This window comes from Cobetia sp. MMG027 (assembly GCF_027947415.1).
In the GTDB taxonomy this organism is placed as follows: Bacteria; Pseudomonadota; Gammaproteobacteria; order Pseudomonadales; family Halomonadaceae; genus Cobetia; species Cobetia marina.
Window position 1 is genome coordinate 21,187 of the sequence record NZ_JAQJIO010000006.1, and the last position, 14,049, is coordinate 35,235.

The window sequence follows — 14,049 nt, forward strand, 5'->3', positions numbered from 1 at the left end:
GTCGTCCGTCCGACGCCACGGACACGACAAGGCACACGCGCCGCAACGAGTACGCTTCCTGATGAAAAACGTCACCCTGAGCACCCTGCGCCGCCTCAAGGCCGACGGTGAGACGTTCAGTTGCCTCACTGCCTACGACGCGACCTTCGCCCACCTCGCTGGAGAAGCCGGCATTGAAGTACTGCTGGTCGGCGATTCCCTCGGCATGGTCCTGCAAGGCCACACCAGCACCCTGCCTGTCACCATCGATGACATCTGTTACCACACCGCGGCCGTCGCGCGTGGCAAGCAGGGCAGCCTGGTCATGGCTGATCTTCCCTTCATGAGCAATGCCAGCACCGAGATACTTCTCGACCATGCCGCACGTCTGATGCGTGCCGGTGCCGAGATGGTGAAGGTGGAAGGCGAAGCCTGGCTCGCCGAGGCCGTCACGGCCCTCGTCCAGCGTGGCGTGCCGGTCTGCGTGCACATGGGCCTGACACCGCAGCATGTCCATGCCTTCGGAGGCTACAAGGTTCAGGGCCGCGAGGAAGCGCGCGCCACGCAGATGATCGTCGACGCCCGCACGCTTGAAGCCGCCGGTGCCGCGATCATTCTGCTCGAGTGCGTGCCTGCCGAGCTCGCCGCACGCATTCGTGATGCGGTCGAGGTGCCGGTGATCGGTATCGGCGCAGGCGTCGAGGTGGACGGCCAGATTCTGGTCATGCATGACATGCTCGACCTGACACCGGGCCGCAAGCCGCGCTTCGTCAAGAACTTCATGGCTGAGGCCAGCAGCGTGCAGGATGCCTTCGCTGCCTATCATCGGGCCGTCAAGGAACGCAGCTTCCCGGCAGCGGAGCACACCTTCTGATGGAGACCCTCACTCACATCAGCGCCCTGCGCGAGCGCCTGGCCGAGGTGCGCCGCAAGGGCCTGCGCATCGCGCTGGTGCCCACCATGGGCAATCTGCATGCAGGCCATCTGTCCCTGGTGCGCGCGGCACGCCGACAGGCGGACTTCGTCGTCGCCAGCATCTTCGTCAACCCGCTGCAGTTCGGGCCGGGCGAAGACCTCGACAGCTACCCGCGCACGCTTGTCGATGACCAGAACGCATTGACCGCAGAGGGCTGTGATCTGCTGTTCGCCCCGTCGACAGCGGAGCTGTACCCCGAAGGACGCACCGGTCTGTGCAACGTGCAGGTCCCGGGGGTCTCCGAAGGCCTGTGCGGCGGCAACCGACCGGGACACTTCGATGGCGTGGCCACCGTCGTCAGCATCCTGTTCCATCTGGTGCGTCCCGATGTCGCCTGTTTCGGCGAGAAGGATTTCCAGCAGCTGGCGGTGATCCGCAAGCTCAATCGTGATCTGCACTTCGGGATCGAGATCCTCGGCGTGCCCATCGTGCGTGCCGAGGATGGTCTGGCACTCTCCTCGCGCAACGGCTACCTGAGCGCCGAAGAACGCGCCATCGCCCCTCGCCTTGCGCAATGCCTGAATGCGCTCAAGGACATCCTCGAAAGTGGCACCGCGCCTGCCGAGGCCCTGCGCGTCGCGCTGGCCGCCATCAGCGAGTGCGGCTTCAAGCCGGACTATCTCGAACTGCGCCGCGCCGAGGACCTGGGCCCGGTGCAGGACGACACCCGTGATGCCGTGATTCTGGTCGCGGCACACCTGGGACGTACCCGTCTGCTCGATAACCTGAAGGTCGCCTTGCCGGTGGCCTGATGCCTGAATAGACTGCGCCGCCCTGCCTTCACGACCGCGTCCCGCGTTCCGGTCATCAAGGCCTCCTGCGCCCGGCGGCGCTCAACCGGAGATATCCCGATGCAAGCCATCATGCTCAAGGCCAAGCTGCACATGGCCCGCGTGACCCATGCCGTTCTCAATTACGAAGGCTCCTGCGCCATCGATGGTGACCTGCTCGACATGGCAGGCATCCGTGAGTACGAACAGATCCAGATCTACAACGTGGACAATGGCAAGCGTTTCACCACCTATGCCATCCGCGGTGAAGAAGGTTCGAAGATCATCTCGGTGAATGGTGCCGCGGCCCACCAGGCCGACGTCGGTGACCGCGTGATCATCTGCGCCTTCGCCAACTATGCCGAGAGCGAGCTGGAGGCCCACAAGCCCTCCATGGTCTATCTGATGGAAGGCAATGAGGTCAGCCACACGGCCAACGCCATTCCGGTGCAGATGGCCTGATCGCCGTCCTCACACGGCAATGAAACACGCAACGACGACGCCAGCCCCGCGAAAGCGGAGCTGGCGTCGTCGTTGATGGCCACGCAAAGGGGCGCACCCGAAGCACGTATGGCAAATGGCTGACAGACCCACGACGCTTTGACGATTGCCGCATTGCACAACACTGCCTTATGCTGGAATCTCGCATCAGCAAGGCTGCAAGCCCTCTACCCGATTCGACAGTGCAGGGCGCAGCGTCTTTGACTCAGACAGTCTCGCGAGAGAACAGGAGCGTTCAGATGCAAGATGTGGTGATCGTAGCAGCTCGTCGTACCGCCGTAGGTGCCTTCGGTGGCAGCCTCGCCGGCATTTCCGCCGCTGACCTCGGGGCACATGTCATCAAGGATATCCTCGCCAGCACAGGGGTGAGCGGTGATCAGGTCGACGAAGTTCTGCTCGGCCAGGTGCTGACGGCAGGCTGCGGCCAGAATCCGGCTCGTCAGACCGTCATCAAGGCAGGCCTGCCGGAAGGCGTGCCGGCGATGACCATCAACAAGGTCTGTGGCTCTGGCCTGAAGGCACTGCATCTGGCCACCCAGGCCATCCGCTGTGGCGATGCCCAGCTGATTCTGGCCGGCGGTCAGGAGAACATGTCACTGTCTCCTCATGTGCTGCCCAACTCCCGCAATGGCAAGCGCATGGGCGACTGGAAGGCGATCGACACCATGGTCCACGACGGACTTTGGGATGCCTTCAATGATATCCACATGGGCATCACCGCCGAGAACCTGGCAGAGAAGTACGAGATCACCCGCGAAGCGCAGGATGCCTTCGCTGCCGCATCCCAGCAGAAGGCCTGCGAGGCCATCGAGGCGGGCCGCTTCAAGAGCCAGATCGTTCCGGTCGAGATTCCGCAGCGCAAGGGCGACCCGGTCGTCTTCGACACCGACGAGAACCCGCGTGCCGGCACCACTGCCGAGAAACTTGCCGGCATGCGTCCAGCCTTCAAGAAGGATGGTACCGTCACCGCAGGCAACGCCTCGGCGCTCAATGATGGTGCCGCAGTGGTCATGCTGTGTTCCGCCGACAAGGCCCGCGAACTTGGCCTGACGCCGCTGGCGACCATCAAGGCGTACTCCAACGCCGGTGTCGACCCGAAGATCATGGGCATCGGGCCGGCTCCCGCCACCCGCCTGTGCCTCAAGAAGGCCGGCTGGAGCCTGGAAGATCTCGATCTCGTCGAAGCCAACGAAGCCTTCGCCGCCCAGGCGCTCTCCGTCAACAAGGAGCTGGGCTGGGATGTCGACAAGGTCAACGTCAATGGCGGTGCCATCGCGCTGGGCCACCCGATCGGGGCATCCGGCTGCCGTGTACTGGTCACGCTGGTACACGAGATGATCGCCCGCGATGCCAAGAAGGGTCTGGCGACCCTGTGCATCGGCGGCGGCCAGGGTGTCGCACTGGCCATCGAGCGCAGCTGATCGCTCACGGATGATCTCCCGCTGCCCCCGCGATCACGGGCACCAGGAGACAAGAAAGCCCCCGCCAGTCCTGCTGGCGGGGGCTTTTCATTGGGCTGAGGGGATGGTGGCCTTACTGGCCGTCTGCCGCCTCAGCAAGCTTCTCGGCTGCCTGACGTGCCACGAAAGCCGCCTTCTCTTCCTCGCTGATCTCCTTCAGCGACAGCTTGACGCGATTGCGGTTGTCGATGTCGAGCACCTTGACCACGACCTCATCGCCTTCATTGAGATAATCGCGCACGTCATTGACGCGCTCCTCGACGATCTGGGAGATATGCAGCAGGCCATCGGTGCCCGGCATGAAGGTGATGAAGGCCCCGAAATCGGCGATGCGAGCGACCTTGCCGGCGTACAGCTTGCCGATCTCCGCCTCGGCGATGATGCCCTCGACATAGCGAGCGGCCGCCTGGGCCTGGGCCTTGTGCTCGGCATAGATACGCACGCTGCCGTCATCGTCGAGATCGACATTGGCACCGGTCTCTTCACAGATCTTGCGAATGGTCGAGCCACCCTTGCCGATCACGTCACGGACCTTGTTCGGCGCGATCTTCAGCGACAGCATCGCCGGGGCGTTGTCGGACACCTCTTCGCGGCTACCCTTCAAGACAGCGTCCATCTGCTCGAGAATGGTCAGGCGCGCCTCAAGGGCCTGCTCCAGCGCCTGCTCCATGATGGCCTCATCGATCCCCTCGATCTTGATGTCCATCTGCAATGCCGTGACGCCCTCTGCCGTCCCCGCGACCTTGAAGTCCATATCCCCCAGGTGGTCTTCATCCCCGAGAATATCGGTCAGCACGGCCACGCCGTCGGCGTCCTTGACCAGCCCCATGGCAATCCCCGCCACCGGCGCCTTGAGCGGTACCCCGGCATCCATCAATGCCAGCGACGCACCACACACGGACGCCATGGAGCTTGAACCATTGGACTCGGTGATCTCGGAGACGACACGGATCGCGTAGGGGAAGTCCTCGACGGTAGGCAACATCGACTCGATCCCACGTCGCGCCAGACGCCCATGACCGATCTCGCGACGCTTGGGAGAACCGATGAAGCCCGTCTCGCCGACACAGTAAGGCGGGAAGTTGTAGTGCAGCATGAAGCGATCATGCTTCTCACCTGACAGCCCCTCCACCAGCTGGGCGTCACGCGTGGTGCCCAACGTTGCCGTCACCATGGCCTGTGTCTCGCCGCGCGTGAACAGCGCAGAGCCGTGGGCCTTGGGCAGGACGCCAACGGCAATGTCCAGCGGACGCACGGTGCGTGCATCACGACCATCGATGCGCGGCTCACCGGCAATCACGCGCTGACGGACGATGCGCTTCTCCAGTGCAGCGAAGGCACTGGTCACCGCACTCGCCTCGAAGCGTGCATCCCCTTGCGTCTCCAGCGCCTGAATCGCCCGAGCCTTGAGTGATGCCAGCGCATCCTGACGCTCCATCTTGTCATGCAGACGGTAGGCCTCACCGATCTCCTCGCCCACCTCACGCGCCAGCGCCTCCATCAACACGCTATCGTGCGTCTGGGCGACCCAGGACCACTGGGGACGATTGACCTTGGCGGCAAACATCTCGATCGCCGTGATCACCTTCTGCATCTCATGATGGCCGTAGAGCACCGCGCCCAGCATCTCGTCTTCCAGGAGTTCCTGCGCCTGGGACTCGACCATCAGCACTGCCTGCTCGGTACCTGCCACCACCATGTCCAGCTCGGAGTGGGCAAGCTCGCTGTAGCCGGGATTCAGGAAGTAGCCCCGTTGCTCACTGAAGCCGACACGCGCCGCTCCCACGGGGCCGGCAAAGGGCACACCCGAGATGCTGAGCGCCGCCGAGGTACCGATGAGCGCCGCGATATCCGGATCGACATTGCGCTCTGCCGACATCACCGTGCAGACCACCTGCACCTCATTCATGAAGCCTTTCGGGAACAGCGGTCGGATCGGGCGATCAATCAGCCGCGAGGTCAGCGTTTCCTTTTCCGTCGGGCGCCCTTCACGCTTGAAGAAACTGCCGGGGATGCGGCCGACCGCGTAGGAGCGCTCCTGATAATGCACCGACAACGGGAAGAAGGACTGTCCAGGCTTGGCGGACTTGCTGGCCACTACCGTGCACAACACCGAGGTATTGCCCATGGTCACCATCACGCTGCCGGTGGCCTGACGCGCGATGCGACCGGTCTCGAGCGTGATGGTGTCATTACCGTACTGGAAGCTGTGCGTAACCGGGTTCACGGCGCATGTCCTTTAGTCTGATGTCGTCGATGTCCGGCGCTCATGGTAATGCGCGGCGCAGACAATGAAAAGCGAGTGAGTCTCACGCAGCATGCGGGCTGCAGCCGGATCGGGAGGCGATTGCCCGCCCGCTTCTCCCCACGGTATCAGGCACAAAAAAACCGACACCGCCCGCAGGCAGTGTCGGTTTTCCTGTGCCCACCGGGGGCCCGCCATGCACCGGAATGCATGGCGGCAACATCGCTGATTAGCGACGCAGACCCAGACGCTGGATCAGAGCGGTGTAACGCTCGAAATCCTTGCGCTTGAGGTAGTCAAGCAGCTTGCGGCGCTGGTTGACCATGCGGATCAGACCACGACGGGAGTGGTGATCCTGCTTGTTGGCCTTGAAGTGGCCCTGCAGGCCATCAATGTTGGCGCTCAGCAGTGCAACCTGAACTTCCGGGGAACCGGTGTCGTTCTCGCCACGGCCGAATTCGCTAACGATCTCAGCCTTCTTCTCAGCGGTAAGTGCCATCTGTCTCTCCAGTAAGCAATATGCTTGGTAGATAAGAAATGTCGAAGACCACGCATATTTGCAGTCTTCATGCGGCTTGCGGCGAGGCCGCAATCAGCTCACCCAGCCGCCGCCTCGACAGCGGAGCTGAGCAGTCGGCGAGGAGCGATGATGCCCTCCGCCACAATCCGGACCAGCCCGAGCAACTGCTGGTCCTGATACACACGAGCCAGGGAGTCCACTTCCAGCGACCCTGTCGTCGTTTCAGCCTGTTGACCACGCAATATCTTCCGAGCCATCTCGGCAGTGATGTCGAGACGTGGAAGATGATCGAGCAGGATGTCGACAGGCAACAGAACGCCTTCACGTGCCTGCTGATCTGCCAGCGCCTCGAGGCGCTCGAAATCCAGCATGGCATCACCCGTGAACGGGCCTGTCTTGAGACGACGCAGTGCCGTGAGGTGGGCTCCACAGCCCAGCGCCTCGCCGATATCCTCGGCCAGACTGCGTATGTAGGTGCCCTTGCTGACCGCCACTTCGATCTCGATACCATCGGAGTGCCGTGCAAGAAGCGCCATATTGTAGATGGTAACGCGACGGACTGCACGCTCGATTTCAATTCCCTGGCGCGCCAGCTCATAGAGCGGACGTCCCTGGTGCTTGAGCGCGGAGTACATCGGCGGCACCTGATCTATCTCGCCACGGAACCGGTCCAGCACCGCTTCCAGCTCGGACTCCGCAAGCTCGGGAATCTCCCGCTCACGCAGTATCTCGCCTTCCGCATCACCGGTGTCGGTGACCTGGCCAAACTTGATCCGTGCCCGATAGACCTTGTCCGCCTCGAGCAGATGCGAGGAGAACTTGGTGGCCTCACCGAAGCAGACCGGCAGCAAGCCGGTTGCCATCGGATCGAGCGTGCCGGTATGCCCTGCCTTCTGTGCCTGGTAGAGGCGGCGTGCCTTCTGAAGCGCGTAGTTGCTGGACATGCCCTTGGGCTTGTCCAGCAACAGTACGCCGTCAATCGGCAGGCCGCGACGACGACGGCCCATCAGGCGTCCGGCGTGGTGCCCGGGGCACCGTCTTCGCTGTCATCATCACCACGTTCTGCACTGCGCTTGCGGTCATCAGCGACCGCCGTATTGATCAGTGAAGACAGGTGATGGCCACGAACGACGCTCTCATCGTAATGAAAGCGCAGTTCCGGCACGTGACGCAGCTGAATGGTGCGCGCCAGCTGGGAGCGCAGGAAACCTGCCGCGCGCTTGAGCACGGCAAGATTTTCCTTGATGCGTTCCGGACTGTCGTCACCCAGCAGGGTCACGTAGACATCGGAGTAGGACAGGTCGCGGCTGACCTTGGCGGCGCTGACCGTCAGCATGCCAAGGCGCGGGTCCTTGACCTCGCGCTGAATCAACAGCGCGAGCTCCTGCTGGATCTGGTCCGCCACGCGGTCAGTACGGCTGTATTCACGCATCCGTGATCTCTCCTCGCAGGGGCGCTATCAGAGGCTACGCTCGACCTGAATCTGGTCGAACACCTCGATCTTGTCACCCACCTGCACGTCGTTGTAGTTCTTGACGCCGATACCACATTCCATGCCGTTGCGGACTTCGTTGACGTCATCCTTGAAGCGACGCAGGGATTCCAGCTCGCCTTCGTAGATGACCACGTTGTCACGCAGCACGCGGATGCGCTTGGAGCGGTACATGGTGCCTTCGACGACCATGCAACCGGCGATGGCGCCGATCTTCGGTGCCTTGAAGACATCGCGCACTTCGGCCACACCCACGATCTGCTCGCGGAATTCCGGTGCCAGCATGCCGCTCATGGCCAGCTTGACCTCGTCGATCAGCTGGTAGATGACGCTGTAGTAGCGCAGATCCAGGCCTTCACGCTCGACGATCTCACGGGCGGAAGCGTCAGCACGGACGTTGAAGCCGACCAGGATCGCTTCGGAAGCGAGTGCCAGGTTGGCATCGGTGCCGGTGATGCCGCCGACGCCGGAAGAGACCACGGCCACCTTGACTTCGTCGGTGGAGAGCTCTTCCAGAGCGCCACGGATGGCTTCCAGAGACCCCTGCACGTCGGCCTTGAGGACGACGTTGACCTTGGCGACTTCTTCCTGACCCATCTGGGAGAACATGTTCTCCAGCTTGGCCTTCTGCTGACGTGCCAGACGCACCTCGCGGTACTTGCCCTGGCGGAAGTTGGCGACTTCACGCGCCTTCTTCTCGTCCGGGACCACGGTGAACTCTTCACCGGCTTCCGGCGTGCCACCCAGGCCCTGGATCTCGACCGGCATGGCCGGACCCGCGGAATCGACCTGCTTGCCGACTTCGTTGATCAGCGCACGCACGCGGCCGTAGTGCAGGCCAGCGAGGACGATGTCGCCCTTCTTCAGGGTACCGTTCTGGACCAGCACGGTCGCGACCGGGCCACGGCCCTTGTCGAGACGCGACTCGACCACGACGCCTTTACCCGGCGCGGACGGCACGGCCTGAAGCTCGAGCACTTCGGAGACCAGCAGGACGGCTTCCAGCAGCGCGTCGATGTTTTCGCCAGTCTTGGCGGAAACGTGGACGAACTGGGTATCACCACCCCATTCCTCGGAGATGACGCCGTGCTGGGACAGCTCATTCTTCACGCGGTCCGGATCAGCGCCTTCCTTGTCGATCTTGTTCACTGCCACGACCAGCGGGACACCCGCGGCCTTGGAGTGCTCGACAGCCTCGATGGTCTGCGGCATCACGCCGTCATCGGCAGCCACCACCAGGATGACCACGTCAGTCGCCTTGGCACCACGAGCACGCATGGCGGTGAACGCCGCGTGGCCCGGAGTATCCAGGAAGGTCACATCGCCGTTGTCGTGCTCGACGTGGTAGGCACCGATGTGCTGGGTGATACCACCCGCTTCACCTGTGGCCACCTTGGTACGGCGGATGTAATCCAGCAGCGAGGTCTTGCCGTGGTCAACGTGACCCATGACAGTGACGACCGGCGCGCGAGTGATCTGCTCACCCTCGTAGGAGATGCCCTCGAGAACGGCTGTCTCGAGCGCGTCATCCTTGATCAGCTTGGGCGTGTGACCCATTTCCTCGACCACGATGGTCGCGGTTTCCTGATCGATCGTCTGGTTGATGGTGACCGCAGCGCCCATGTTGAACATGGCCTTGATCACTTCAGACGCCTTGACGGCCATCTTGTCGGCGAGGTCTGCCACCGAGATGGACTCGGGGATGGAGACTTCACGCACGAAGGTCTGGACCGGCTTCGGCGGCTGGCGATTGGTATCGCGACCACCACGACGACCGCCGCGACGCTCTGCGCGCTTGACCTTCTTGGCCCCGCCACGCTTGCGCTCACTGCGATCTTCACGGGCCTCACGGCGATCACGTGATTCATCACGCGGCGCAGCCTTGGCGCGACGCGGTGCATCACCACGCGGCTCCTTCGGCGGCGCATTGACTTCCGGCGCAGCATCCGCGACCGGTGCAGCGGCAGCGGCCGGAGCACTCTGACGCGGACGCTCTTCGCGACGGTTGTCGTTGCCACGACGCTCATCACGCTGCGGGGCAGCAGCCGGCTTCTCGGCGGCAGGCGCCTTGGCAGCCTGTGCCTCAGTCGCCGGCGCATCTGCGGCCTGCTCTTCACCATCCTTGACGTAGGTACGCTTCTTGCGGACCTGCACCTCGATGGACTTGCCGCGACCGCCGCCAGTGTTGATGCGTGACTTGGTCTTGCGGGTCAGGGTAATGCGGTTCTTCGGCGCTGCCGGGGCAGCACCACCGCCGTGGCTCTTGGTGAGGTGGTCAAGCAGCTTCTGCTTGTCGACCTCGGACACGGCGTCGTTCTCTGACTTGTGCTTCAAACCAGCTTCGTGCATCTGTTCCAGTAGGCGGGCTGACTCGCGGCCCACCTTCTTGGCGAATTCTTTGACTGTCATTTCTGACATGTACGACCCTCCTGAGCCCGTGACCTAGTTACTGTTCGCTTGCGAACCAGGGCGCGCGGGCGGTCATGATCAACGCCGCTGCTCGCTCTTCGTCGACGCCTTCGATGTCTTTCAGATCATCGATGGCCTGCTCGGCAAGGTCTTCCATGGTGACGATACCCTTGCTGGCCAGGATGTATGCCAGATGACTCTCCATGCCTTCCATGTTGAGCAGATCTTCGGCCGGCTGTGCGCCGTCCAGCTGCTCTTCAGTGGCGATGGCGAGATTCAGCAGTTCATCCTTGGCCCGAGCGCGCAGCTCCTCGACCAGATCCTGGTCAAAGCCCTCGACCTCGAGCATTTCCTCGAGCGGGACATAGGCGATTTCCTCGAGTGAGGTGAAGCCCTCGTCCACCAGGACACGGGCTAGATCCTCTTCAATCTCGAGATGAGTGATGAAATATTCGACAAAGCTGTCGATTTCCTGCTCGCGCTTGCCCTCGGCTTCCGCCTCGGTCATGACATTGAGCGACCAACCTGTCAGCTCACTGGCCAGGCGCACGTTCTGACCGCTACGACCAATGGCCTGTGCCAGATTGTCCGCGGCGACAGCGACATCCATGGAATGGGTGTCTTCGTCGACCAGAATGGAGCCGACATCGGCCGGTGCCATGGCGTTGATGACCAACTGGGCAGGATTGTCATCCCACAGGATGATATCCACGCGTTCATTACGCAGTTCGTTTGACACGGCCTGCACACGCGAGCCGCGCATGCCGACACAAGCACCGATCGGGTCGATGCGCTTGTCATTGCTCTTGACCGCAATCTTGGCCCGCGAGCCCGGATCGCGAGCCGCGCCCTTGATCTCGATCAGCTGCTCGGCGATTTCCGGCACCTCGATCTTGAACAGTTCGATGATCAGCTCCGGACGCGTCCGCGAGAGTATCAACTGGGATCCACGCGCCTCGGTATCAACCTTCCAGAGCAATGCGCGTACTCGCTCGTTCAAGCGGTAACGCTCGCCATGGATCATCTCGCCGCGCGGCAGGAAGCCTTCGGCGTTGTCGCCCAGGTCGATGATCAGGCCGTCACGTGTCGTTTTCTTGACGATCCCCGCGACCAGCTCACCTTCACGCTCCGCGTACAGGCGAACGACTTCGGCACGCTCGGCTTCGCGCACCTTCTGCACGATGACCTGCTTGGCCGTCTGGGCAGCGATACGACCGAAGGCTTCGGACTCGATCTGCTGCTCGACCACGGCGCCCAGCGCCAGCGGCTCTTCGCGCTGTTCGGCGATACTGGCCTTGATCTCGTAGTCCGGCGTCTCGAACTCGTCGTCTTCCACGACGGTCCAGCGACGGAAGGTCGCATAATCACCGGTGACACGATCGATCTTGACGCGGATATCCGCCTCTTCCTGATCGAAACGCTTGCGTGAAGCCGAAGCCAGTGCCGCCTCGACGGCCTCGAAAATCACATCCCGCGGCACGCCCTTCTCATTGGAGATGGCGTCAACGACCAGCAGAATCTCTTTGCTCATGACTTTGCCTCGCCAGAAACCTGTCCTTGCGCATCGACTCGAGCTCGCCAAGCGAGCAATGTGCCGACAACGTCAGTTATTTGAACTGCGGCACAATGCGTGCCTGGTCGATGCTTTCGATCGGAAAGCAGTATTCTTCTTCGTCGACCCGGATCACGACATCACCGTCTTCGGTGCCAGTCACCAGCCCCTGGTACTTGCGCTGGCCATCGAAGGCCTGACGCAGTCGCAGTGCCACCACATGACCGATGTAGCGCTCGTACTGATCAAGCGTGAACAGCGGACGATCCATGCCTGGGGATGAAACTTCAAGCTGGAACTGGCCCGTGATGGGGTCCTCGACATCCAGCACGGCACCGACCTGACGACTGACGCTTGCGCAGTCATCCACGGAAATGCCATCGGAATGGTCGATATAGATCACCAGACGGGACTGCTTGCCTTGGGAGAGATAGTCGATACCCCAGAGCTCGAAGCCCAGAGCAGAAACGACGGGATCGATAAGCGCTTTAAGCGTAGCGTCCTTGGTTGACACAGACGAGGCTCCTACAGCAGTTGCATCAGGCACCTGACCGGGAGTAGAGAGGAGAGCTAGGTGGCTGATTGGCACTGGTGCTAACAAAAAGCCCCTTCATAGGAAGGGGCCTTTCAAGAAACTTGGTAGCGGGGACCGGATTTGAACCGATGACCTTCGGGTTATGAGCCCGACGAGCTACCAGACTGCTCCACCCCGCAACAATAGTCGGACGATGGTAATGTCACCGTAAAAGGAGGTCAAGGAATGACGTCTTTCAAAGGTGGCAGAGTTGCGTCCAGACTGCCAATCGATCTAACAGGATGGTGCCGAAGGGGGGACTTGAACCCCCACGACCATAAGGTCACTACCCCCTCAAGATAGCGTGTCTACCAATTCCACCACTTCGGCACGGGGGCGGGTATCGCCTGAGACGTTACCCGGAAGAATTCAAACGATAACGCCTTGAATTCCTTAGAGTACTGGTTGGTCTGCGTTGCCGCTTTCCTCGAGCACTGGCGACGTATTCTCCACACTTTCACTGGAGTCGTCAAGTGATGGCAGTGAATTTTTCTGCTGCTCGATCACGGTGGCATTCGGGATGCCCGCTTCCACGGAGGTCTGGTTGGCATTGGAGGCGAACCAGGCCAGGGTCAGGGACGTCGCGAAGAAGCCTGCTGCCAGCACGCCGGTGAAGCGCGCGAGGAAATTGCCACTACCGCTGGACCCGAAAACGGTCTGGGAAGCACCACCACCACCGAAGGCAGCGCCAGCTTCGGCACCCTTGCCCTGCTGGAGAAGGACGAGCACGATCAGTGCGACCGCGAGTACCACATGGACCATCAGAACGGCTACTTGCATGAGATTCAACCTGCAGACTGGCAAATGGCTAGGAATTCGTCGACCTGGAGAGAAGCACCTCCCACCAGGCCGCCGTCGATATCCGGCTGCGCGAGCAGCTCGGCGGCATTGGCAGCTTTCATGCTACCGCCGTACAGCAATTGCATGGCATCCGCGAGAGACGCGGACCACTCGCCCAGGCGTGCACGGATAGCGGCGTGCATGGCTTGCGCCTGCTCAGGCGATGCCGTGCGGCCGGTACCGATCGCCCAGACCGGCTCATAGGCCACGACAAGACGGGTACGCGCCTCAGCGGACAGCTCGGAGAACACGGCCTCCAGCTGACCCAGCACGACACGCTCCGACTCACCGGCTTCACGCTCTTCCAGCGTCTCACCGATGCACAGCACCGGCGTGAGGCCTGACGCGAGAGCCGCATTGACTCGTGCAAGCACGGCAGCATCGTCCTCGCCATACAGGCTGCGACGCTCGGAGTGCCCGACCAGCACCAGCGTCATGCCCACATCCTTGAGCATGCTGCCTGCCACCTCACCGGTGAAGGCGCCTGATTCCGCCGGGTTCAACGTCTGGGCGCCCAGCAGGACCGTCGCCGGCAGCCGCTCGCGCGCAGCGCTCAGATAAGGGAAAGGCAATGCCAACGCCACCTGAACCCCCTGGGGCAGCGCTGCAGCCCCCAGTGCGTCGGCGAACTCGTCGATCAGGGCAAGATCGCCATTCATCTTCCAGTTACCGGCAATCAGCGGTGTACGCATGTGCTTCTCCCTTATGAGCAGTGCGAGGATGGTAATGGA

At 62.2% G+C, this 14,049-nt stretch carries 13 protein-coding genes and 2 tRNA genes; 4 read left to right on the plus strand and 11 right to left on the minus strand.

Annotated elements, in window-relative coordinates; genetic code table 11:
• Positions 1-61: 61 nt before the first annotated feature.
• The 4 genes from panB to PJK54_RS09290 all read left to right on the plus strand — a co-directional run bounded on the left by panB (position 62) and on the right by PJK54_RS09290 (position 3,647).
• Complete coding sequence (gene panB / locus PJK54_RS09275) at positions 62-853, plus strand: 3-methyl-2-oxobutanoate hydroxymethyltransferase (protein ID WP_271302697.1); 792 nt, start codon at positions 62-64, stop codon at positions 851-853.
• Positions 853-1,707 (plus strand): pantoate--beta-alanine ligase, encoded by an 855-nt coding sequence (gene panC, locus PJK54_RS09280; protein ID WP_271302698.1) that lies wholly within the window; start codon positions 853-855, stop codon positions 1,705-1,707. Before panB ends, panC begins: the two co-directional genes overlap by 1 nt.
• A gap of 99 nt (positions 1,708-1,806) precedes the next feature.
• Positions 1,807-2,187, plus strand: coding sequence for an aspartate 1-decarboxylase (panD, locus tag PJK54_RS09285; protein WP_077379473.1), 381 nt, complete (start codon positions 1,807-1,809; stop codon positions 2,185-2,187).
• 278 nt (positions 2,188-2,465) lie between these two features.
• Positions 2,466-3,647: an acetyl-CoA C-acetyltransferase gene (locus PJK54_RS09290; protein ID WP_191236462.1), complete on the plus strand. Its 1,182-nt coding sequence runs from the start codon at positions 2,466-2,468 to the stop codon at positions 3,645-3,647.
• Positions 3,648-3,759: 112 nt separating this feature from the next.
• Here the strand turns inward: PJK54_RS09290 and pnp are convergent, their stop codons facing one another.
• From pnp to tpiA, 11 genes are all read right to left on the minus strand, one after another.
• On the minus strand, positions 3,760-5,913 hold the full coding sequence (gene pnp / locus PJK54_RS09295; protein ID WP_271302699.1) for a polyribonucleotide nucleotidyltransferase: 2,154 nt from the start codon (positions 5,911-5,913) through the stop codon (positions 3,760-3,762).
• A 247-nt stretch (positions 5,914-6,160) separates the two neighbouring features.
• Positions 6,161-6,430, minus strand: coding sequence for a 30S ribosomal protein S15 (gene rpsO / locus PJK54_RS09300; protein ID WP_065392421.1), 270 nt, complete (start codon positions 6,428-6,430; stop codon positions 6,161-6,163).
• Positions 6,431-6,528: 98 nt separating this feature from the next.
• A complete protein-coding gene (gene truB, locus PJK54_RS09305; RefSeq protein ID WP_136939437.1) occupies positions 6,529-7,458 on the minus strand; it encodes a tRNA pseudouridine(55) synthase TruB in 930 nt (309 codons plus the stop codon).
• Positions 7,458-7,883, minus strand: coding sequence for a 30S ribosome-binding factor RbfA (gene rbfA, locus PJK54_RS09310; RefSeq protein WP_065392581.1), 426 nt, complete (start codon positions 7,881-7,883; stop codon positions 7,458-7,460). Before rbfA ends, truB begins: the two co-directional genes overlap by 1 nt.
• Before the next feature lie 27 nt (positions 7,884-7,910).
• On the minus strand, positions 7,911-10,361 hold the full coding sequence (gene infB / locus PJK54_RS09315; RefSeq protein ID WP_077379481.1) for a translation initiation factor IF-2: 2,451 nt from the start codon (positions 10,359-10,361) through the stop codon (positions 7,911-7,913).
• 28 nt (positions 10,362-10,389) lie between these two features.
• The gene (gene nusA / locus PJK54_RS09320; RefSeq protein ID WP_077379484.1) at positions 10,390-11,883 is read right to left on the minus strand and encodes a transcription termination factor NusA; all 1,494 of its coding nucleotides are present in this window, start codon (positions 11,881-11,883) and stop codon (positions 10,390-10,392) included.
• A gap of 76 nt (positions 11,884-11,959) precedes the next feature.
• On the minus strand, positions 11,960-12,418 hold the full coding sequence (gene rimP / locus PJK54_RS09325) for a ribosome maturation factor RimP (RefSeq protein ID WP_077379486.1): 459 nt from the start codon (positions 12,416-12,418) through the stop codon (positions 11,960-11,962).
• Between the two features lie 123 nt (positions 12,419-12,541).
• Positions 12,542-12,618 (minus strand) — tRNA-Met (locus PJK54_RS09330).
• Positions 12,619-12,721: 103 nt separating this feature from the next.
• Positions 12,722-12,808: transfer RNA gene (locus PJK54_RS09335), tRNA-Leu, on the minus strand.
• A gap of 63 nt (positions 12,809-12,871) precedes the next feature.
• Positions 12,872-13,258 (minus strand): preprotein translocase subunit SecG, encoded by a 387-nt coding sequence (secG, locus tag PJK54_RS09340; RefSeq protein ID WP_077379488.1) that lies wholly within the window; start codon positions 13,256-13,258, stop codon positions 12,872-12,874.
• A 5-nt stretch (positions 13,259-13,263) separates the two neighbouring features.
• On the minus strand, positions 13,264-14,010 hold the full coding sequence (gene tpiA / locus PJK54_RS09345) for a triose-phosphate isomerase (protein ID WP_077379490.1): 747 nt from the start codon (positions 14,008-14,010) through the stop codon (positions 13,264-13,266).
• Positions 14,011-14,049 lie beyond the last annotated feature (39 nt).

Excerpts from the sequence above, each read along its gene's own strand:
- secG (WP_077379488.1), bottom strand. The coding sequence starts at position 13,258 with ATGCAAGTAGCCGTTCTGATGGTCCATGTGGTACTCGCGGTCGCACTG.
- panD (WP_077379473.1), top strand. The coding sequence starts at position 1,807 with ATGCAAGCCATCATGCTCAAGGCCAAGCTGCACATGGCCCGCGTGACC.
- rbfA (WP_065392581.1), bottom strand. The coding sequence starts at position 7,883 with ATGCGTGAATACAGCCGTACTGACCGCGTGGCGGACCAGATCCAGCAG.
- truB (WP_136939437.1), bottom strand. The coding sequence starts at position 7,458 with ATGGGCCGTCGTCGTCGCGGCCTGCCGATTGACGGCGTACTGTTGCTG.
- rpsO (WP_065392421.1), bottom strand. The coding sequence starts at position 6,430 with ATGGCACTTACCGCTGAGAAGAAGGCTGAGATCGTTAGCGAATTCGGC.
- panC (WP_271302698.1), top strand. The coding sequence starts at position 853 with ATGGAGACCCTCACTCACATCAGCGCCCTGCGCGAGCGCCTGGCCGAG.
- PJK54_RS09290 (WP_191236462.1), top strand. The coding sequence starts at position 2,466 with ATGCAAGATGTGGTGATCGTAGCAGCTCGTCGTACCGCCGTAGGTGCC.
- nusA (WP_077379484.1), bottom strand. The coding sequence starts at position 11,883 with ATGAGCAAAGAGATTCTGCTGGTCGTTGACGCCATCTCCAATGAGAAG.
- tpiA (WP_077379490.1), bottom strand. The coding sequence starts at position 14,010 with ATGCGTACACCGCTGATTGCCGGTAACTGGAAGATGAATGGCGATCTT.
- infB (WP_077379481.1), bottom strand. The coding sequence starts at position 10,361 with ATGTCAGAAATGACAGTCAAAGAATTCGCCAAGAAGGTGGGCCGCGAG.
- panB (WP_271302697.1), top strand. The coding sequence starts at position 62 with ATGAAAAACGTCACCCTGAGCACCCTGCGCCGCCTCAAGGCCGACGGT.